The organism is Dokdonia sp. 4H-3-7-5 (genome assembly GCF_000212355.1).
GTDB lineage: Bacteria > Bacteroidota > Bacteroidia > Flavobacteriales > Flavobacteriaceae > Dokdonia.
Genome location: NC_015496.1, coordinates 666,981 through 687,044, shown reverse-complemented (window position 1 = coordinate 687,044; position 20,064 = coordinate 666,981). Strand labels below are relative to the sequence as shown.

At 37.2% G+C, this 20,064-nt stretch carries 15 protein-coding genes and 1 tRNA gene; 10 read left to right on the top strand and 6 right to left on the bottom strand.

Features of this window, described 5'->3' with window-relative positions:
• Nucleotides 1-24 precede the first annotated feature (24 nt).
• From nhaD to KRODI_RS02935, 9 genes are all read left to right on the top strand, one after another.
• Nucleotides 25-1,428, top strand: coding sequence for a sodium:proton antiporter NhaD (gene nhaD, locus KRODI_RS02975; protein WP_013750090.1), 1,404 nt, complete (start codon nt 25-27; stop codon nt 1,426-1,428).
• A gap of 59 nt (nt 1,429-1,487) precedes the next feature.
• Nucleotides 1,488-2,192 (top strand): MotA/TolQ/ExbB proton channel family protein, encoded by a 705-nt coding sequence (locus tag KRODI_RS02970; RefSeq protein WP_013750089.1) that lies wholly within the window; start codon nt 1,488-1,490, stop codon nt 2,190-2,192.
• 1 nt (nt 2,193) lies between these two features.
• Nucleotides 2,194-2,586 (top strand): ExbD/TolR family protein, encoded by a 393-nt coding sequence (locus KRODI_RS02965; RefSeq protein ID WP_013750088.1) that lies wholly within the window; start codon nt 2,194-2,196, stop codon nt 2,584-2,586.
• Between the two features lie 66 nt (nt 2,587-2,652).
• Nucleotides 2,653-3,486 (top strand): hypothetical protein, encoded by an 834-nt coding sequence (locus tag KRODI_RS02960; protein WP_013750087.1) that lies wholly within the window; start codon nt 2,653-2,655, stop codon nt 3,484-3,486.
• Between the two features lie 104 nt (nt 3,487-3,590).
• On the top strand, nt 3,591-4,808 hold the full coding sequence (locus KRODI_RS02955) for a bifunctional folylpolyglutamate synthase/dihydrofolate synthase (protein WP_013750086.1): 1,218 nt from the start codon (nt 3,591-3,593) through the stop codon (nt 4,806-4,808).
• A 109-nt stretch (nt 4,809-4,917) separates the two neighbouring features.
• A tRNA-Val gene (locus tag KRODI_RS02950) sits at nt 4,918-4,992 on the top strand.
• Nucleotides 4,993-5,123: 131 nt separating this feature from the next.
• Nucleotides 5,124-5,660, top strand: a complete 537-nt coding sequence (locus KRODI_RS02945) for a hypothetical protein (RefSeq protein ID WP_013750085.1) — start codon at nt 5,124-5,126, stop codon at nt 5,658-5,660.
• A 259-nt stretch (nt 5,661-5,919) separates the two neighbouring features.
• A complete protein-coding gene (locus KRODI_RS02940) occupies nt 5,920-6,810 on the top strand; it encodes an ABC transporter ATP-binding protein (protein WP_013750084.1) in 891 nt (296 codons plus the stop codon).
• A gap of 1 nt (nt 6,811) precedes the next feature.
• The gene (locus tag KRODI_RS02935) at nt 6,812-10,492 is read left to right on the top strand and encodes an ABC transporter permease/M1 family aminopeptidase (RefSeq protein WP_013750083.1); all 3,681 of its coding nucleotides are present in this window, start codon (nt 6,812-6,814) and stop codon (nt 10,490-10,492) included.
• Between the two features lie 98 nt (nt 10,493-10,590).
• On the opposite strand, the gene KRODI_RS02930 is transcribed toward KRODI_RS02935, so the two are convergent.
• The 4 genes from KRODI_RS02930 to KRODI_RS02915 are packed head-to-tail and all read right to left on the bottom strand — an operon-like array spanning nt 10,591 to nt 15,734.
• Nucleotides 10,591-11,994 (bottom strand): TolC family protein, encoded by a 1,404-nt coding sequence (locus KRODI_RS02930; protein WP_013750082.1) that lies wholly within the window; start codon nt 11,992-11,994, stop codon nt 10,591-10,593.
• Nucleotides 11,991-13,346 (bottom strand): HlyD family secretion protein, encoded by a 1,356-nt coding sequence (locus KRODI_RS02925; protein ID WP_013750081.1) that lies wholly within the window; start codon nt 13,344-13,346, stop codon nt 11,991-11,993. The genes KRODI_RS02930 and KRODI_RS02925 overlap by 4 nt, the downstream gene beginning before the upstream one ends.
• Nucleotides 13,347-13,353: 7 nt before the next feature.
• The gene (locus KRODI_RS02920) at nt 13,354-15,012 is read right to left on the bottom strand and encodes a peptidase domain-containing ABC transporter (protein WP_013750080.1); all 1,659 of its coding nucleotides are present in this window, start codon (nt 15,010-15,012) and stop codon (nt 13,354-13,356) included.
• 53 nt (nt 15,013-15,065) lie between these two features.
• Entirely contained in the window at nt 15,066-15,734 is a 669-nt protein-coding gene (locus KRODI_RS02915; RefSeq protein WP_013750079.1) for a TetR/AcrR family transcriptional regulator, read from the bottom strand.
• A 680-nt stretch (nt 15,735-16,414) separates the two neighbouring features.
• Between KRODI_RS02915 and KRODI_RS02910 the strand changes: the two genes are divergently transcribed.
• Entirely contained in the window at nt 16,415-17,101 is a 687-nt protein-coding gene (locus KRODI_RS02910) for a hypothetical protein (RefSeq protein WP_013750078.1), read from the top strand.
• A gap of 112 nt (nt 17,102-17,213) precedes the next feature.
• On the opposite strand, the gene galE is transcribed toward KRODI_RS02910, so the two are convergent.
• Entirely contained in the window at nt 17,214-18,230 is a 1,017-nt protein-coding gene (gene galE, locus KRODI_RS02905) for a UDP-glucose 4-epimerase GalE (RefSeq protein ID WP_013750077.1), read from the bottom strand.
• 113 nt (nt 18,231-18,343) lie between these two features.
• On the bottom strand, nt 18,344-19,987 hold the full coding sequence (locus KRODI_RS02900; protein WP_013750076.1) for a solute:sodium symporter family transporter: 1,644 nt from the start codon (nt 19,985-19,987) through the stop codon (nt 18,344-18,346).
• Between the last annotated feature and the right edge of the window lie 77 nt (nt 19,988-20,064).

Genomic DNA, 20,064 nt, shown 5'->3' with positions numbered 1-20,064 from the left:
TATTTACAATTAACCAGACAACTTATGGAATCAGTAATTATTCTCATTTTTATTATTGGGTATCTTTCTATAACCCTTGAACATCCTCTTAAACTAGACAAAACGGTACCTGCTTTAATTATGGCATCGCTTATATGGGCTTTCCTAGCGGTAGGTTTCCATTTGGGCTGGTTTGACGTAATTGATACGTATGAAAATGCATATAGCATTTTCCCTAATGGAACCGCCCTCACGGGAGATGCACTGCACGAAGCAGAGCATGGTTTTGATAACACGCTTTTACACCACTTAGGTAAAACGGCAGAGATACTTATCTTCCTTATTGGGGCGATGACTATTGTTGAGATTATAGATCTACACCGTGGTTTTGAGGTGCTTAAGGGCGCTGTACGCACCAAGAGTAAGAAAAAACTATTATGGATTATAGGGATACTAGCATTCATACTTTCTGCTATTATTGATAACCTTACTGCAACCATTGTACTTATTACATTATTACGTAAGCTTATTGTAAATAGAGAGCAGCGTTTATGGTTTGCAGCAATGGTGGTAATCGCAGCAAATGCCGGTGGTGCATGGTCTCCTATTGGAGATGTTACAACGACAATGCTTTGGATTGCTGATAATGTTACTGCAATGGGACTAGTGAAGTATGTAATAGTACCTTCTGTAATTTGTTTTGTACTTCCATTTATAATTGCTTCTTATTTGCCAGCATTTAAAGGCGAGATTATTGTGGACACCACAGAAGACGAAGAAGCAGGTAGACTACTTAGTAGTAAGACCATGCTGTTCTTAGGTCTAGGTATGATTGTATCTGTACCTATTTTTAAAACTATAACACACCTTCCTCCTTATATGGGAATGATGCTTGCACTAGGAGTAGTGTGGTTAGTATCAGAATATATTCACCCAGAAGAAGATTTTACAAAAGAACGTAAGCATTTATACAGTGCTCATAAAGCATTATCTCGTATTGAGATTTCAAGTATCCTATTTTTCTTAGGAATCTTAATGGCTGTTGCTGGACTTGAAAGTCTAGTATACGGAGTTTCAGAATCTGGAGATCCAGTGGGAACTTTACGTTACGTAGCCGAAATCTTAAACGGAGCAGTACCTAATCAAGATGTGGTAGTAGTACTTCTTGGTATATTATCTGCAATTATTGATAATGTTCCTTTAGTAGCGGCATCAATGGGTATGTATGAAGCGCCTACAGATAGTTTATTATGGCACTTTATCGCATATTCTGCTGGAACAGGTGGAAGTATGCTTATTATAGGATCTGCAGCTGGTGTTGCAGCAATGGGAATGGAGCGTATCGATTTTATCTGGTACCTTAAGAAAATAACATGGTTAGCATTTATTGGATTTGCAGCAGGTGCAATTGCTTTTGTTCTTCTTACGGGAGGAACAATGGGATCTTAATCTCGTACAATTTAATATCATAACCATCGTTTCATATTAAAGTCACAACGACCTAATTTATGATTTATACCTTATTACAAGACGGCGCTCAAGATGCAGCAGACGTTCTTACAACAGATGAGCCTGTAGAGCAGACTTTATCAATAATAGACTTGCTTATCACAGGTGGTACAGCAGGAATCATCATAATAGCAGTACTTTTTGTACTGCTATTTGTTGCTATTTATATTTATTTTGAACGCCTATTTGCAATCAAAGCAGCGTCTAAAGTTGATAGCAACTTTATGAATCAAATACGCGATAATGTCCAATCTGGGAATATAGAAGGAGCAAAAATATATTGCGCTCAGGCAAATTCTCCAGTTTCAAGACTTACGGCAAAAGGAATCTCACGTATAGGTAGCCCTCTAGAGGATATCAATACAGCCATAGAGAATCAGGGTAAACTTGAGGTGTATAAGCTAGAACGCAATGTAAGTGTACTTGCTACAATAGCAGGAGCTGCACCTATGATTGGATTTTTAGGAACTGTAATTGGGATGGTGCTTGCCTTTCATACACTAGCTACTAGCTCAGGACAAGCAGAAATGGGAACACTAGCCGAAGGTATCTATACGGCAATGACCACAACCGTAGCGGGTCTTATCGTAGGTATTATTGCTTATATGGGTTACAACCACTTAGTAGTGCGCACAGATAAAGTAGTGCACTCTATGGAAGCAAATGCTGTAGATTTCTTAGATCTTCTAAACGAGCCAAGCTAGTATGAACCTGCGCGGAAGAAATAAAGTGAGTCCAGAGTTTAGTATGAGTAGTATGACAGATATTGTCTTTCTATTACTTGTGTTCTTTCTCTTAACATCACCTGCCATTACGCCAGACGCTCTAGACCTAATTTTGCCTAAAGCAAAAGGGAAAACCAGTAATAAACAGAACCTCTCTGTAAGTATTACAAAAGACTTAGATTACTACGTTAATAAAGAACGTGTAAGTGAAAATAGTATTGAAGGGTTTATTACAAGCCAACTTGTAGGAGTAGAAGATCCTACCATTATTTTAAGAGCAGAGGAGGGAGTTCCTATCGAGAATGCAGTTAAGATAATGGATATTGCAAACCGCAATAAATACAAAATTGTCCTTGCGGTACGTCCTAATTAATTAGTTCATATTTCTTTTTTATACGCTTTCGCGAAAGCTTAATTTTTAATTTTTTCTATTCATCAATTGGCATTCTTAGATACCATACATAAACGTAAATCCTTTACCATAAGCACTATTGTGATGGCTATCATACTATTGCTCATGTTTGTAGTGGGGATGAAATACCTCGATCCACCTGAAGAAGGAGGAATTGCTGTAAACTTTGGTACGTCCGATGTAGGTTCTGGTAATGTGCAACCTACAAAACCGGTGGCTTCAGCACCTAAAAATACGGCTCCACAGCCTAAGCCTACAGTGCAAGAGCCAGAGATAAAGGATGAGGTAGTAACTCAAGATATTGAAGATGCTCCCGTTATAGAAGAAAAGCCAAAAGAGAAGCCTACGCCTAAGGTTGAAAAGCCAAAAGAAAAGCCTATTGAAAAACCAGTAGAGGAGGCAAAGCCAGATCCAAAACCAGATAAATCTACTACGAGTGCTTTAGATGCATTAATTAATGGGCCAAAAAGCGACGGAGCTTCACAAGCAGGAGAAGGTGATGATGGCAAAGCGGGCGATAAAGGTGATCCTAATGGCGACCCTAATGCCTCAAGTTACTACGGAACCGGAAAGGGGCTTGATGGAGATGGTAATTACCAACTAGGAGGTCGTAAAGCACTTGGGAAGCCTAAGCGCCAGCAAGAGTGTAACGAAGCAGGTACTGTAGTTGTAAGTATCGAGGTAGATCGTAATGGAAAAGTTATTAAAGCAACTCCTGGAGTACGTGGAACTACTAATAATACTCGCTGTCTTCTTGAGCCAGCAAAAGCCGCAGCGCTAGCAACAAAGTTCAATGCAGACTCCGGAGCGCCGTCTAAGCAAATAGGAAAAATAGTATATCGTTTTAGTCTCTCAGACTAATAGGTTTACTCATTAATGGAGTGATTTATATAACTCTCAGTTTTTCACGTTAATTACCTAGGTAATATCTACCTATCTTTACATACACTTAAAAGCGACCCACTATCACTTACCAAGAAACTTTAGATTGGCTATTTGCTCAATTACCAATGTATCAACGCAAAGGAGCAGCTGCTTATAAAGCAGATTTAGATAATATTAAATTATTATCAGAATACCTCGGCAATCCACACACTCAGTTTAAAGCGGTACATGTAGCGGGAACTAATGGTAAAGGTTCTACAAGTCATATGATGGCGTCTGTGTTGCAAGAAGCTGGATACACTGTAGGTTTATATACGTCTCCACATCTCAAAGACTTTAGAGAGCGTATCAAGATTAATGGAGAGATGGCAAGTAAGCAATTTGTCATGGGGTTTGTAAAAAAGCACAAAGCCTTTTTTGAGGAGCACCAACTGTCATTTTTTGAGATGACGGTAGGAATGGCTTTCGCTTATTTCGCAACCAAAAAAGTAGATATTGCTATTATTGAAGTAGGTCTAGGAGGTAGACTAGATGCTACTAATATTATAACGCCTGTATTGTCTGTTATTACTAATATAGGTATTGATCACACTCAATTTCTAGGAGATACATTACCACGTATTGCCGCCGAAAAAGCAGGAATTATAAAAGAAAATGTGCCAGTAGTGATAGGAGAGTATCATGAGGAGACAGAAGATGTTTTTAGTACGCTTTCGCAAAAGCGTAACGCAACACTATACAAAGCTTATGATTTTGATTTAATGCCTATGCAATCAGATTTGATAGGTTCATACCAGAAACACAATATTAGAACCGTTCAAGTAGCATTTTCAGTATTGCAAGGCGCAGATTTCCATGTGGGAATACAGCACATTGCAAAAGGACTTAAAAATGTAGTTAAGAATACAGGACTTCTAGGTCGATGGCAAATACTACAAGAATTGCCAAGGGTGATTTGTGATACGGGGCACAATAAAGAGGGGCTGACTTATGTCATTGAGCAGCTAAGTAAGGAGAAATATAAAAAATTACATATTGTATTGGGTGTAGTATCTGATAAGGATCTTGGGAGCATTTTGCCTCTTTTTCCAAGTTATGCAACTTATTATTTTTGTAAACCAGATGTGCCGAGAGGAATGGAGGTGCAATTGTTAAGAAAAACTGCAGAGACTCACCGATTGAATGGAAAAGCGTATCCTAATGTAAAAGAAGCTTTTAGTGCTGCAAAAAAGACAGCTGGCGCAAGTGATCTTATATTTATAGGCGGTAGTACTTTTGTGGTAGCAGAAATTATTTAATTTTTCTTCAAAAAGATTTCAAACTATTAAACTTTAATTCTATATTTGCACCCGCAATAAGAGAAAGGCAGTAGTCAAGATTTTATTGTTACCTGATTATAAAATATCGGGGCGCATAGCTCAGTTGGTTCAGAGCACTTGGTTTACACCCAAGGGGTCGGGGGTTCGAATCCCTCTGCGCCCACAAAGGCTTCCAGAAATGGGAGCCTTTTTTGGTTTGTATGAGTTTCTACATCTACATATTATTTTCTTCTAGTCTCAATCGATATTATATTGGTTCGACAAATCATAAAGAAATTATTTAGAAATTGTAAAATGATTTTAACTGACGGGAATATTGATAGCAAGAATATTGATAAACTTATAGGTAAAGCACTTAAGTTTAATTGGAAGAACCGCAGGGTAGTAGGTGGTGTTGGAATGTTTCTCAGTTCTTTTGAGAATAAAACGAGTAGTTCAGAAAAATTGAAAGTTAACTCTAAATGCAATTTAGAAATTAGAGGTAAAGGGCTGCTACTTCACTCAAATTTTTCAGGAAAACGGTCATTAGTGCCGATTGTCAAATCAGATATTATAGAGATAAAGTTAATACGAGGTGAAGAGAAGATTAATCCAATTCCTTTCTCTCCCATGTGGATTTTATTAAAGCTTGGTTTTTCAGTATTACAATCACGCTATTTGGGGCTGACAAAACAACAGTATTCTATAGATCCAATGGAGATGAGTTTAAAAACTGATAGTTATGAAATGGTCTTTAATGCAAATGGATTTTTATTTGAAAGACAAGAAGCTTTTTTAGAATGTTTAGACTTAGGCGCAAGATTGGCTATCATAAAAGGTTTTTCCAACTAAGGTTCGTATGCTATTTATTGCTAATGCTTTTTGAGCAATATGAAACTCATATCCTCTTTGAATTACATTGGTTTAGCAAATGATGTAGATGAACGTCTCAAAAGGCATTCTTTTATAAAATTAAATTAAAGGGCGAGCTTTTCTCAAAGCTATGTGCACTCAAATAGGCTGTCTTTAGCTATTTCTTCTTTATTTATATAATTACTTGTAACAAACGCTATATAAGTCATACCTATGCTACAACTAAAAAGCAACAGGTATGATTCTCAGTTTAAAGAATGTTTCAAAAACATATAGCAATGGTGTAAAAGCCTTAGATGATGTAACTATAGATATTAAGGCAGGAATGTTTGGACTTTTAGGGCCTAACGGTGCAGGAAAATCATCTCTTATGAGAACCATAGCCACGCTTCAAGAACCAGATACAGGAAGCATAGAGTTTAATGGACTTGATATTCTTAACAATAAAATTGAGTTTAGAAAAACCTTGGGCTATTTACCACAAGAATTTGGGGTGTACCCAAAAATGAGCGCAAGCGACCTCTTACATTATTTTGCAAGTTTGAAGGGGATTACAAATAAAGCAGAGCGCAACGCAATTGTAGATAAAGCACTTGAGGTTACAAACCTTAGTGATGTGCGGGATAAGCACGTTGCTGGCTACTCTGGAGGAATGAAGCAACGTTTTGGTATTGCACAACTCTTACTTAATAATCCTAAACTTATTATTGTAGATGAGCCTACTGCTGGTTTAGATCCTGCAGAGAGACACCGGTTTTTAAATGTATTACGTGAGATAGGGACTAATCACATTGTTATTTTCTCTACGCATATTGTGGATGATGTTAAGGAACTATGTACTGATATGGCAATTCTCAATGGAGGAAGAATCTTATCGCAAAGTACACCAAAAGAGCTTGTGCAAAGTCTATCTGGTCATATCTGGAAGATAAGTGCTTCTAGAGATAAAATAGATGAGCTACAAAAGCAGTACAATGTGATTTCATCGAGCTTTAATGATACCAATGATTTAGATGTGAGAGTCTATAGTACAACCACGCCAAGAGAAGGTTTTGAATCTGCTGTAGCAACTCTAGAGGACGTATATTTTACTACGTTAAATCAGAACCAACCTGAAAACGTACAGTAATATGTTCAGCACAATATATCTACACGAAATAAGAACGTGGTTTAAGAAGCCACTTTTTTACATTTTTGCAGCAATCATGTTTTTACTAGGTGTCTTGATTATGGCAGCTGGGTTAGGCGTGTTTAGTAGTGATAATGTCACTGTAACTAGCAATGTATATCTTAATAGTCCGCTGGCAATAACGGGTATTTTATCCCAGCTGGCATTGCTATCTTATTTGTTAATTCCATCAATTACTGGAGGAACTATAGATAGAGATTTTAAAAATAATATGCATAATGTATTGTATTCTTATCCCCTTACAAAGGTGCAGTACCTTCTAGCAAAATTCTCTGCAGCAATAACGGTAAATCTTTGTATTGCCGCTGCGACTATTTTAGGGTTATTGATAGGTTCTATATTGCCTGGAACAAATGAAGAACTTTTGGGGCCTTTTGGATTATGGAACTATATACAGCCATTTGCGTTCATAATTTTCCCTAACGTACTTTTTTATAGTGCTATAGTTTTTGCTATTGTGGTGTTCACACGTAACATGAATATAGGTTTCATGGCCATACTCACCATGATTATCATACAGCTTATCGCTACAAGCATGGCTGATAATGCAGATGACAAATTTTGGTTCTCATTATTAGACCCTATGGCAAATGTGGCACTGGCAAATGCGACAGAGTACTGGACTCCTATTGAACAAAATAATCGTTCTATACCTATGGTGGGAGCATTGCTGTATAACCGTTTATTATGGGCACTCATTTCATTTGCAATTTTATTTGGGATTATTGCACGCTTTAATTTTTCTCAACATGCAATGACCATTCGTCTTTTCAAGAAAAAGACGGTAAGAGCAACTAAGAAAAACTTTAGTGAAGTAAGAAACATTGAAATGCCAGCAGTATCTACAGATTTCTCTCTTGTTGGGCAATTAAAAACCCTATGGCTATTGGTAAAAAGTGATACTAAATATATAATTACAGGCTGGCCGTTTATTATTATCAGTTTTCTAGCCATTGTACTTACCATTGTAATGATGAGTTTTTCTCAGCTCATTTTTAACACGGCTATACTACCAAAAACGTGGACCATGCTTGCAGAGCCATCTGCATACATTATCATATTTTCATTTTTACTTATTCATCTGTATGCTGGATTCTTGATGGATCGCTCTAGGGCAGCTCATCTCAACCAGATAGTCGATGTAACGCCTACAAAAGACTGGGTATTTCTAGTGTCAAAAGGGATATCGCTATTTCTTATGACAGGCTTTTTACAAGTAGTACTTATTCTTTGTGGTCTAGCATTTCAAACGGCAAATGGCTTTTATGATTACCAGATAGACCTTTATGTATTTCAAGCTTTTTTTATCAATATCTGGAAGTATATTCCGTGGATTTTGATGGCGCTTTTCGTGCATACATTGATTAAAAATAAATGGCTTGGCCTAGTAACTTTATTAGTGCTTGCTGTCGCGATTCCGTTATTGCAAAATGCAATTGGAGTAGAGCAAGCTATTTATGATTTCAATTCGGGTGGTACACCTAGCCCTTCAGATTTTGATGGTTATGGTACGGTGTTACCTCGTTTTTATACGTTTAGAGTGTATTGGATTTCATTTGGCGTTATTCTTTTAATGGCAGCTATCTTATTCTACAGACGCGGTGTGGGGACCAATGTAAAAGGTCGTATCGCTTTCGCGAAAGCGAGATTATCTACACCCATCATAGCAACAGCAGCAGTTTCTCTAGTGATATTTTTAGGGATAGGTAGTTACTCTTGGTACGTCAATAATGTAGAGAATGAATTACTCACAGGAAAAGAACGTGAAGAACTACGTGTGCAAGCCGAAAGAGATTTAGGAAAGTATGCAGGAATACCACAACCTAGGCTTATTGCAGTAAATACGTTTATGGATATGTATCCAAAAACGAGAGATTTTAAAGCAGGAGCGACCTTTACAATGGTTAATAAGGATAGTGTAGCCATAGATACTTTACATGTGAACCTCACAGATTATCCTACAGAAATCACGCTAGATAGAGATGCAGAAGTGGTTTATGATAATGAAGACTACAACTATAAAATGTATGCTTTTAGTAAGCCTATGAAGCCTGGAGATACTTTAGTGTTTAAGTTTACCATGCATAATGAGGAGAACAAATTTCTAGATGATAAATCGCCTATTTCTACTAATGGAACCTTTGTCAACTATGGCATGTTTCCTTCTATAGGTTACAATGATAATTTTGAATTAAGAAACACACAACTACGTGAAAAGTATGATCTTGCACCTAAGGACCGCTTACCAGATCCAGATGCTCCTGGAGCAAGAGATCGTAGTTATATAGGAGGTTATAGTGACTGGATAGACTTTGAGGCTACGTTGAGTACTTCCCCAAAGCAAATAGCGATTGCGCCTGGATACCTTATAAAGGAGTGGGAAGAGGATGGAAGAAAGTATTTTCATTACAAAATGGATTCAAAAATGCTCAATTTCTATTCTTTCTTAAGTGCAGAATATGAAGTGATGCGAGAAGAATACCAAGGAATTAATCTAGAGATTTATTACAATCCTGGTCATACGTATAACCTTGATCGTATGATGAATGGTATGAAAAAGGGTCTCGCTTATTATAACGAGAATTATACACCTTACCAGCATAAGCAAGTTCGAATTATAGAGTTTCCTAAGGCTTATGGAAGCTTTGCACAGGCCTTTGCAAACACAATCCCTTTTAGCGAAGGGGTAGGTTTTGTAGCAGATGTAGATGATGATGATCAAGATGCAGTAGATTATCCGCTGGCAATAACTGCTCATGAGCTAGCACACCAGTGGTGGGCTCACCAAGTAATAGGAGCACAGGCTAAAGGAGCAACATTACTGTCAGAAAGTATGTCTGAGTATAGTTCGCTCAAGGTGCTTGAGAAAACCTATGGTAAAAACCAGATGCGTCGTTTCTTAAAAGACGCGATGGATGGATATCTTACTGGTAGAACTGGCGAGCAGATTAAGGAGCAGCCGTTAATGTATAATGAGAACCAACAGTATATTCATTATCAGAAGGGATCATTAGTATTATATGCTATGAGTGATTACTTAGGAGAAGATGTCTTTAACGGTGTGGCAAAACGCTTTGCCGAGAAATATCAATTTAAAGGACGTCCTTATCCAGTAGCTACAGAGTTTGTGGCAGATATAAAAGCGGTAACACCAGACTCGCTTAAATATCTAGTTACAGATATGTTTGAGACCATCACGCTTTATGATAACAAAGTAGAAGATGCCACTTATACAGAATTGCCAGATGGTAGTTATGCTGTACATATAGATGCGATTATAAGTAAGTATCGTTCAAAAAAGAAGGGTAAAAAAGAATATAAGTCCATCACAGGCGATAGTCTTTCATTTACTCCAGAAGGTGAGGAGGATGCCATTGCATCCTTACCACTAGCAGATTATATTGAGCTAGGGGTTTTTGGCGAAGAGGATAAGGAAACAGGAGCAGTGAATGTACTGTATCTAAAGAAAGTGAAAGTGAGCGACATCAACAATGGTTTTGATGTGATAGTTGATGAGAAACCAGTAGAAGCTGGAATAGATCCTTTTAATAAATTGATAGACCGTCGTGGTAGTGATAACCGTAAGAAAGTAAAAGAAAGCGGTAGCGACAAGAAAGAATAACTTCTGATGATTTTTAAAAGTAAAAGCCGTAATTCTTATATAGAATTACGGCTTTTTTATGCTTAATAATAAGTTGCTATCGCAATGTCATGATGGATTTATAGCCCTGCCGCATTATACAACTTTGCCTTTGCCGTAAGTTCCTTTACAGAAAGGGCATTTGCTTTAAGTCTTGCGTCTATTAACTTTTGCTCGCGGGAATTAATGAGGAATAGTGAACTTTCTCCTAGAAAAAATTTACGCTCCTCAGCTTTTACAAGGGCTTCATAATCTACCACAATCTCAGTGATGAGGTTATTTTGTTCTAAAAGGGATGTAATCTCTGCCTCTGTGGCGTCAAGCTTGTTTTTGATAGCCAGGGAAGTTGCTGTACGTTCAAACTCGGCGTCTTGAACTTTAAGCTTAGCGAGATTTAAATCTCCGCGTTCCTTACGCAAGAAAATAGGAAAGCTCACATCTACAAAAGCCTTGTAATTTGCCGTATTAAAACCATCTAAGCGATCTGCATCTGGTGATAGAAAATTGTATTGCAAGTTTACCTTAGGAAGCAACTTGTTTTTCTTTAAAAATCGATCTACTTCTAAGCCATCAATTTTTGCGTCTAGACTTTTAAGCTTAGGGTGATTATTTAAAAAAACCGAGGTATCTGTGATTCCTACTAATAATAGAGAGGCGTCCAGTACTGCAAGCTCAGGTTTTTCTGGATACACCGTTTCTTGTATTTCTAATGGAATACCATCTATCCATAAAAAATTACTCGCAACTAGGCGTGCCTTTTGAGCCTTAAGCGAGGCAGCTTCTAGATCAAGACGTCTTGTTTGAGCAGTGATTCTAGCTTCTGTAATGTCTATGGCCGCTTTGTCACCTTCTGCTACGCTTCTTGTTACGGCGTCTAGTCTGGTGGTGGCATTCTCTAAAAAAGTACCGTAAATAGCTTTTTCATTTTCTGCTTCTACCCAGTCAAAATAAGCCAAGCTCGCCTCATAAATTAAGTTGTTTACGAGTAAGTCACGATCTGCAATGGTTTGCTGTTCAAAAAAGCGTGCTTTCTTTAACGTAGCCATACGTTCATTAATAAGTAGCCCTTGTGCTAGTGCAAAGGAAACTCCGGCGCTATATAATCCATCTTCGGGAACTGTAAGATTAGGATTGAGAAACTCACCTGTGTTTTCTTCAAAACTTCCTTTTAGCTCAATTCCGTACCATGTAGGGATTTTAAAAGTAGCGTTAAGCTGATCAAAATATTCGGTGTCTTTAAACTTTTTACGGTCATAGTCTACCTCAATTTTGGGATCAAAACCTCCTCTTGCTTTGAGCAGATTTGCTTCTCCTGTGCTTAACACTAATTCGGCTTGCTTGATTAATGGATGATGTTGCTTTACATACCCTAAGTATTCCTCAAAAGAAATACTTTGTGGAGAAAGTACAGGTGTTTGAGCTAGTCCCGCTTTCGCGAAAGCGTAACACAACACAAGTACTGTATATTTTATAAGTAACCTCATTTTTTCTCTTTTCTAGGCGTTAAAGTACCTTCTGGCAAATAGTAATCTGGTGGAAACCCGTTAAGCTGTCTCCATAACTCGTACCAGATAGGAACATCTTGTAGTAAGGCGATAGTTTGTGCTCCAGAGCCTACGCGTACATTTTTTGGCCAATCCTCTGCTTCTTTATCTGGTGCAATAAGTACTCTAAATTTTCCATTTGTACTTATGAATGTTTCGACAGCAACTACGGTTCCTCCATAGGTCCCGAAAGAGGCATCTGGCCATCCACTAAAAACGATTGCCGGCCACCCGTCAAACTGAACACGTATTTTTTCCCCAGCATGTATAAGCGGTAAGTCTATAGGTCTCACAAAAGTCTCCACGGCGAGGTCATAGTCTGCAGGCATAATGCCTACTAGTTGCTCTCCTTCTTTAAAAGTCTCACCTATACCTGATTTAATAGCTTTATTTATAAATCCATTTTGAGGAGCTGTAATATACTGCAGTGCACTACGCATCTCGTAGTTGGTACTTGCATTCGCTAGTTTACTCACTTGCGCTTCTGTATCATATTGCGCACTGGATGCGCTAAACTTATCACTTTGCGCTTTGCTTATTTTTTCAGCATATTCCGCACTAGTTCTCGATATATCAATAGAAGCATTAAGAACATTGTTCTTGCTCGCTAGTAATTTATTGTTTTGAGAAATAAGCTTAGCCTCTGTCTCTTGTAGTTTAAGTCTCTTGTCTTCTACATCTGCTGTAGATTTTAAACCTTCTGCCTCTAGCGTAGCAGTACGTTCATATTGTTTTAAAGCAATATCTCGATTAGTAGTCGCCGCAACAAGATCAATACTATCGCTTTGTACTTTAAAACGAGCTTGCTTTAATTTGTTTTCTGCTTGTTCTAGTTTTAGTGCACGTTCACGTTGTAAAGCGCCTAATTGATTTTCAAGAGCTACTACCTTAGATTTATAAGAACCAACAGCATTACTTTTTGCATCGCGTTGTTGTCTCGTACGTTCTGCAAGGAGAGGATCTTGATACTCATTCTTGATTTCAGAAATGCGCAAAATAGTATCTCCTTTTGCTACATAGTCGCCTTCTAGTACGTACCACTGTTCTACACGTCCAGGAATAGGAGATTGTATAGTTTGCGGTCTTTGATCTGGAGTTAATGTAGTGACATAACCTTTGCCATTAACGTTTTGAGTCCATGGTAAAAAGAGTACAATTACACCTATGATAGCAAAGGCTAGTAAGAATCTATTGAAGTATTTATAGTGCCTTGTCTTGTGCGCCTTAGCAAAAGCCGAATAGCCACCTACATCTATCTTCTTATTAAGTTGATTGTTTGATATATTAAGCATCGCTTTATTATGATTTTAAAATGATATTACCTTCTTCGAGTTCTATATGTTGATTACACATAGCTCTCCAGTCTTTGTTATTACTTGCGACTATAAGTGCCCACGGTCTCTCTGGACTAGCGAGATAAGCCATGATCTCTCGAGCTTGAGTTTCTTCAAAATGCTCGAGTGCGTCTTTAAGTAATAGTACCTTAGGTTCATGAACAAATGATCTTGCTAAAAGTATTCGTTTTGAGATTGTGTGCGGTATTTTTTGCCCTTCTGGAAACAATTTCGTTTGTAATCCATTAGGTTGTGTGCGCACAAATTCTTGTAAGCCTACTATTCTAATAACCTCATTGACCCTAGCCGATGACACTTCTGGGTTACCAAAACTAATATTCTCTAAAATGCTCCCCTCAAAAGGATTTTGTTCTGGGAGTACCTGGCCTATCTTAGAGCGATAAGCATTTGGTCGCATCCCTTTAAAAGAGAAATTATTAACATAGATACCTCCAGAAGATGGTTGTATAACACCTGATAGTAATTTTAATAAAGTAGTTTTTCCAGATCCAGATAAGCCTGTTATTAAAATGCGATCACTAGTTTTTAAATTCAAGGTAATATTATTAAGTATAGTACCGGTTTCTGGAGTGCTATAGCTCACACTATCCATGTAGATATCCATATCCTCATTAATTTCAAAAGGGTCTGTACCTTCTTGTGGCTCTAGTTTTTTATCAACCACTTGCCCTATTTTTTCCAGGGAAGTAAGTACATCATAAAAACTTTCTAATCCGGAAATAAGCTTCTCGACAGAACTTATGACTAATAAGATGATGATCTCAGCCGCTACAAACTGTCCTATATTCATTTGCTGATTAAGAACTAAGAGTCCACCTATAACAAGAAGCCCTGCTGTAACGAGTACCTTAAAACCTATCATCTGTATAAACTGTAACATCAATACTCTAAAGTGACCTTCACGGGCCTCTAGATATGATTGTGTGAGCTTATTATTACGATTCATCGCGAGTGAAGTACGTCCAGAAAGCTTAAAGCTTATAAGTGATCGTGCTATTTCTTGTAACCAGTGTGCTACTTTATATTTACTCTTAGACTCTGCAAGACTAGTTTCAAGACCCTTTTTTGCTGTAAACTTGAATACCAAGTACACGAGTATTACGAGTAGAAAACCATATATGATGAAAAATGGGTGGTAAAAAGAAAGCAATATTAACCCAAAGAGTATTTGTAGTATAGCCGCAGGAAAGTCTAATAAAATTTTTGATAATCCTTTTTGAACCGTAAGCGTATCAAAAAAACGATTTGCCAGCTCTGGCGGATAATAATTGTCTAGTTCGCTCATTTTTAATTTAGGGAAGCGATAAGCAAACTCAAAAGAAGAACGGGTAAATATTTTCTGCTGTATGTTTTCAAGGATACGTACTTGCATTAATTGCAAGATCCCTTGAAAGGCTACTCCTAGCGTTACTAGAATAACGAGTACAATCCAAGAAGTACTCACTTGAGCACCTTGAATGAGGTTAATAATAGCTTGGATACCTAGTGGTAATGTAAGCGCTACAAGTCCGGCGAAAATTGCGTAAAATAAAATTTGTTTGATATCTCGTCTATCTAGTTCGAGCATATTTACAAATCGTTGCCAAGGTGTCATTTCTTTCATTGAAAAACGGTGTTTTTCATCTCCATAACAGAGATTTTTGTTTAAATAATATCTTAGTTAATGGCTTTAAAAACCATATCGGTATAAAACTTTTCTATTGTGTTCTGCCCTTCCTCTACATTTGTAAGAGCAGGAAGATGTTTAGAGAAATAACGTTGATGGTGTGCTCCTTCTATGACCGTTGAGATAAGCATATGAGGAAACGCATAATTTGGGTTAATCTCAAGAACAATATCACTTATGCGTTGCACTACACGTTTATATGTTTTGTAAAATCCTTTTGCATTTTCTTTATCTACATCTTTTGTGTGATATGCTTTAGCACTCTCGGAAATGATTATACGATGTAAGAGTATTTCATTTACATATGAGACCGAATTGTCCTGTGTGACATTTTTGGTAATGAGTGCAAGAGCATTTTTAAGCTTTATATCTGGGTCTGGAACGTTTGTGGTAGAGAATACAAGTTTATATTCTACCCAGCTCCAGTACCAGCTAGTAAGATAAACTAGCAAGGTGTGTTTACTATCAAAATATCTATAAATTGAACTTTCATTTGAGTTAATTGCAATACCCAGTTTTTTAAATGTAAACTTTTCAAAGCCTAGCTCATCAATCATTTCTATACTCTTGCACACAATATTTCTACCAAGCTCTGTTGTCTCGGGATTACGTGTATACAACGCTGGATCAATAGTAATCTGTATATGAAGTTGTTCCATTTTACAAAGATATGATAGTAATACTATTATAATAAAAAGTTTAACTATTTATTGTGAAAATATGACTATCAGATGTACATATTTTTTTTAACGGCATTTATGTTTTAAAAGAGAGCGCCTTCGCGAAAGCTAAACATCAATATATACTAGGTAGCGATGAGAAGTATGTTGCTACTCTCTTCTCACTAAATTTATTATACAAAGCTCTGCGCTCCATTGGTATGGGTTGTCTGTAAATACTCAATTAACTATCAGCTAAATAACTATTGAATTTCTACTGTTCATTAGACTTTCTACTTGCTTTTCTAAAAACCTTTATAAAATGAAAATAGGATTGTTTTCATAATCTTGTTACTCATTATTACACAGCAATAGATAAACAGTTACAAGCGACCTTATTGTGTATGATTATATGCTTATTGTATATTTTTCCCTTCCTTGAATTAAAAGAGTTTATTTAGGAGCGATTGGATATTTTGTATTTGCATTGTAGTATCCCGCTTTACATTGCAATTCCTCGCGTCTGGCCGTGCCAGACAGCTGCGGGATTTACATTGCAATCGGGGCTAGATACTACTGCCATTGCATTACTGGGTAATTTATCGTGGTGCAATAATTATATAATTCTTAACTATAACGAGACGAGCATTTGCATACCTTCAAGTAATAAATAATGCACTATGAAAATTAATTTTAAAGTATCACCAGATCACGTAAAAACTATAGAAAAGCTTCCGGGCGCTTGGAGTATAGATGACTATAAGAAGCTGTTAGAGATAATGGATTATGGCGATACTACAGGTATGACGGATGCAGAGCTTGAAGAAATGGCGCTTCTTTCCCTATCTGATAATGAAACCAACGATGCTGCCGAAATCATACTAGAATACCTTTTTAAAGACCAGCTCAATAAAGGGCAAAGAGAGAACCTATCACATGAGATGCTCAACGAGCATCCATGGGAAGAATACTCAGACCTGTCTATGCATGAAGCATTTTTTAATGCAGGTCAAATTTTATACAAAGCCTACAACGGAAAGTTTCCACACCCTAAAGCGATACATTTTAATGTTACTTTTAGTGTAAAGAGTAGTATGATGCTTGATGTATTTAATGAAGATACAGAAGAGCAAGTTATACGTATACTAGCTCAAGGAATGCCAGATAACACACTTCTCAAAAGACTTTTTAAAGATGAGTTAGCACACGGAGGCCTAACTGATGCTGCAAATATTATCTGGCAACTTAAAAAAGTATCACAAGAAGAAACGGCTATAACATTTGATGTACTAAGTTCAAACCGATGGTTTGAAGATATTAAATATGTAGAGGATTTTGAGGCAACTATTGACTTTGAACAAGAATAGGTAGTACTTGCTATCTCAAATAGGAATTTTTTTAAGTGGTGCTTGTTAAAAGCTGCACATAAAAAAGCTCTCAGTAATACTGAGAGCTTTTTTTATTATCACATCATCCTTATTAGGGTCTAATTTTTTGTTCCCATTTCCAGGCAGAAGCCATGGCTTCATCTAGCGAGCTTTCTGCTTTCCAGCCTAGTTCATTATTTGCTTTGTCTGTATCTGCATAAGCAGCTGTGACATCACCTTCTCGTTTATCTACAATCTTATATTTAAGTGATTTTTCGGCTACTTTTTCATAAGAGTTGATCACTTCTAATACTGAGCTACCTGTGCCTGTTCCCACATTAAAAACTTCATAATTAGACGTGTTGTTCTCTTTAATGAGCCGTTCTAGCGCAATTACATGTGCCTTTGCAAGATCTACCACATGTATGTAGTCACGTACAGCAGTACCATCTGGAGTAGGGTAGTCATTACCAAAAACAGATAGCTCCTCCCTTAGCCCTATTCCCGTTTGTGTAATAAAAGGAACCAGATTTGCAGGTACTCCTAGTGGTAATTCACCTATCTCTGCAGTAGGATGCGCTCCTATGGGATTAAAGTATCTTAAGGAGATAGCATTAAGTTGTGGTTGTATACTGCAAGTGTCACGTATGATTTCTTCACCTACTTGTTTTGTGTTTCCATAAGGTGATGTCGCTGGTTTAACAGCTGCATTTTCTGTGATAGGTAACTCATCTGCCTGCCCGTATACAGCGCAAGAAGAGCTGAAAATAAATGAAGCTTTCTCCTTTTTTTGTAATTCTTGAAGGATGTAAATTAAGGTGACAAGATTATTTTCATAGTATAATAAAGGTTCCTTTACGCTTTCACCCACCGCTTTTGATGCCGCAAAATGGATGACACCCGTGATATCATTATGACGATCAAAGAAGTCTTGCACTTTTGACTTATCACGAAGATCAAATTCTTCAAAAAGCGGAGTCGTACCTGTAATATTTGATATGCCCTTTAAGACATCTGTTGAGGAATTTGAGCAGTTGTCAATAATTACCACATCGTGTCCAATTTGTTGAAGTTCAACAACTGTGTGTGACCCTATAAAACCTAGACCTCCTGTTACTAAAATTTTCATTCTATAACCTATTTAGATATCTGCTAAAGTAATTGATTTTGTCAGTCCTCTATTAATACTAAGTACTTAATGATGCCACTTTCCATTTTCGCGAAAGCGGATGTTTACCATATTTAAAAAATGAGGTAGGTACTTAATACTAGTAATACGATTAGTGCGCCTACGATGTATGCATATTTCCACGGAGTAGTATCTATCGCTTCTGTTTGCTTAGGTACGTAAATATCTGTTTTAGGCTTAATAGCCCCTACTATGAGCATGATAATTACATTCACCACAAATAAAATTCCCATAATATGTAAAAAATGAGGGAATGCCTCCGCTTTTATGATTGCGAGTTGTGCAGCATCTGTTATGCCATTTGCATCTGCCTCTGCAAGGGCAGTTGCTTGATAGCTAGGTCTCATAAATATGGTACATACGTACATAATTACACCAGCTATTAAAACAATTTTTGCACCTATGGCGGGTACTTTTTTTGTTATAATACCTACAAGTACTACTGCAAGAATAGGAACACTAAGACTTCCCAAGGCTTGCTGGATGTAATCAAATAACCCTGCAGGTGCATTTGCAATAAACGGGGCAATTATCATTGCGATAATAGCAACAACAACTCCAAAAAGCTTTCCAGCCTTTACCGCTTTATGCTCTGAAGCATCGCGGTTAAAGAATTTTTTATACAGATCAAACCCAAATAGCGTTGCACTACTATTTAATAAACTATTAAAAGAACTAAGTACAGCTCCAAATAAAACAGCCGCAAAAAAACCAACAAGCGCTGGAGGTAGAACCTCTTTTACAAGTTCTGGATAAGCTTTATCTGCAGAGCTTAAATCTCCTTCAAACAGGTGCCAAGCTATGATACCTGGTAATACTACAATCACAGGTATTAAAAATTTCACAAAGGCAGCTAGCATCATTCCTTTTTGACCTTCTTTAAGGCTTTTTGCTCCAAAAACACGTTGTAAAATAGCTTGATTTGTTCCCCAGTAATACATCTGCGCAATCATCATACCTGTAAAAATAGTCCCCACAGGAATAGATGATGTTACATCTCCAGTTACATCAAATTTATCTTGATTTTCTGTCCATAACTCGTTCAGACCAGCACCTACACTACCATCACCTATCATTTTGAGACCAAAATATGGGATTAGTAATCCTCCTATTAAGAGACCAACGGCATTTACTAAGTCTGATACGGCTACTGCCTTAAGACCTCCAAAAATCGCATATATAATTCCTATAACACCTATTGTCCACACACAAAGCCAGATTACTGTACTTTCAGACATTCCTAACAATCTAGGTAAGTCAAACATTGTGCTAAAGGCAAGTGAACCCGAGTAAAGAATAGTAGGTAATAAGACGATACTAAAAGCGATGAGAAATAATACAGAGAGAATAGCCTTTGTGTTTTCATCAAAGCGTTCTTCTATAAATTCTGGAATCGTGGTGATTCCTTTGTGCATATATTTAGGTAGAAAATAAACTGCTGTAATTACCATTGCAATTGCTGCGAGTGTTTCCCATGCCATTACAAGTATTCCTTCTGAGAAAGCTTGACCGTTAAGTCCAACAATTTGCTCTGCAGAGAGGTTTGTAAGTAATAATGATCCTGCAATTGTGAGTGCGCCTAGACTTCTACCACCTAGGTAGTAACCGTCTGCACTTTTTTCATCAGTACCACGTGTTTTCCACCAAGCGTATCCCGCTACAAGTAATGTAAATCCAAGAAATGAAATGAGTCCCATGTAATTAGGTGTTTATTAGTATAGCGTGTAAAATATGACTTTTTAATATAATATTATGAGTTCTATTACGAACCTTT

Excerpts from the sequence above, each read along its gene's own strand:
- KRODI_RS02945 (WP_013750085.1), top strand. The coding sequence starts at position 5,124 with ATGATTTTAACTGACGGGAATATTGATAGCAAGAATATTGATAAACTT.
- KRODI_RS02930 (WP_013750082.1), bottom strand. The coding sequence starts at position 11,994 with ATGAGGTTACTTATAAAATATACAGTACTTGTGTTGTGTTACGCTTTC.
- KRODI_RS02900 (WP_013750076.1), bottom strand. The coding sequence starts at position 19,987 with ATGGGACTCATTTCATTTCTTGGATTTACATTACTTGTAGCGGGATAC.
- KRODI_RS02935 (WP_013750083.1), top strand. The coding sequence starts at position 6,812 with ATGTTCAGCACAATATATCTACACGAAATAAGAACGTGGTTTAAGAAG.
- KRODI_RS02920 (WP_013750080.1), bottom strand. The coding sequence starts at position 15,012 with ATGAAAGAAATGACACCTTGGCAACGATTTGTAAATATGCTCGAACTA.
- KRODI_RS02925 (WP_013750081.1), bottom strand. The coding sequence starts at position 13,346 with ATGCTTAATATATCAAACAATCAACTTAATAAGAAGATAGATGTAGGT.
- KRODI_RS02970 (WP_013750089.1), top strand. The coding sequence starts at position 1,488 with ATGATTTATACCTTATTACAAGACGGCGCTCAAGATGCAGCAGACGTT.
- nhaD (WP_013750090.1), top strand. The coding sequence starts at position 25 with ATGGAATCAGTAATTATTCTCATTTTTATTATTGGGTATCTTTCTATA.
- KRODI_RS02940 (WP_013750084.1), top strand. The coding sequence starts at position 5,920 with ATGATTCTCAGTTTAAAGAATGTTTCAAAAACATATAGCAATGGTGTA.
- KRODI_RS02915 (WP_013750079.1), bottom strand. The coding sequence starts at position 15,734 with ATGGAACAACTTCATATACAGATTACTATTGATCCAGCGTTGTATACA.
- KRODI_RS02910 (WP_013750078.1), top strand. The coding sequence starts at position 16,415 with ATGAAAATTAATTTTAAAGTATCACCAGATCACGTAAAAACTATAGAA.
- KRODI_RS02965 (WP_013750088.1), top strand. The coding sequence starts at position 2,194 with ATGAACCTGCGCGGAAGAAATAAAGTGAGTCCAGAGTTTAGTATGAGT.
- galE (WP_013750077.1), bottom strand. The coding sequence starts at position 18,230 with ATGAAAATTTTAGTAACAGGAGGTCTAGGTTTTATAGGGTCACACACA.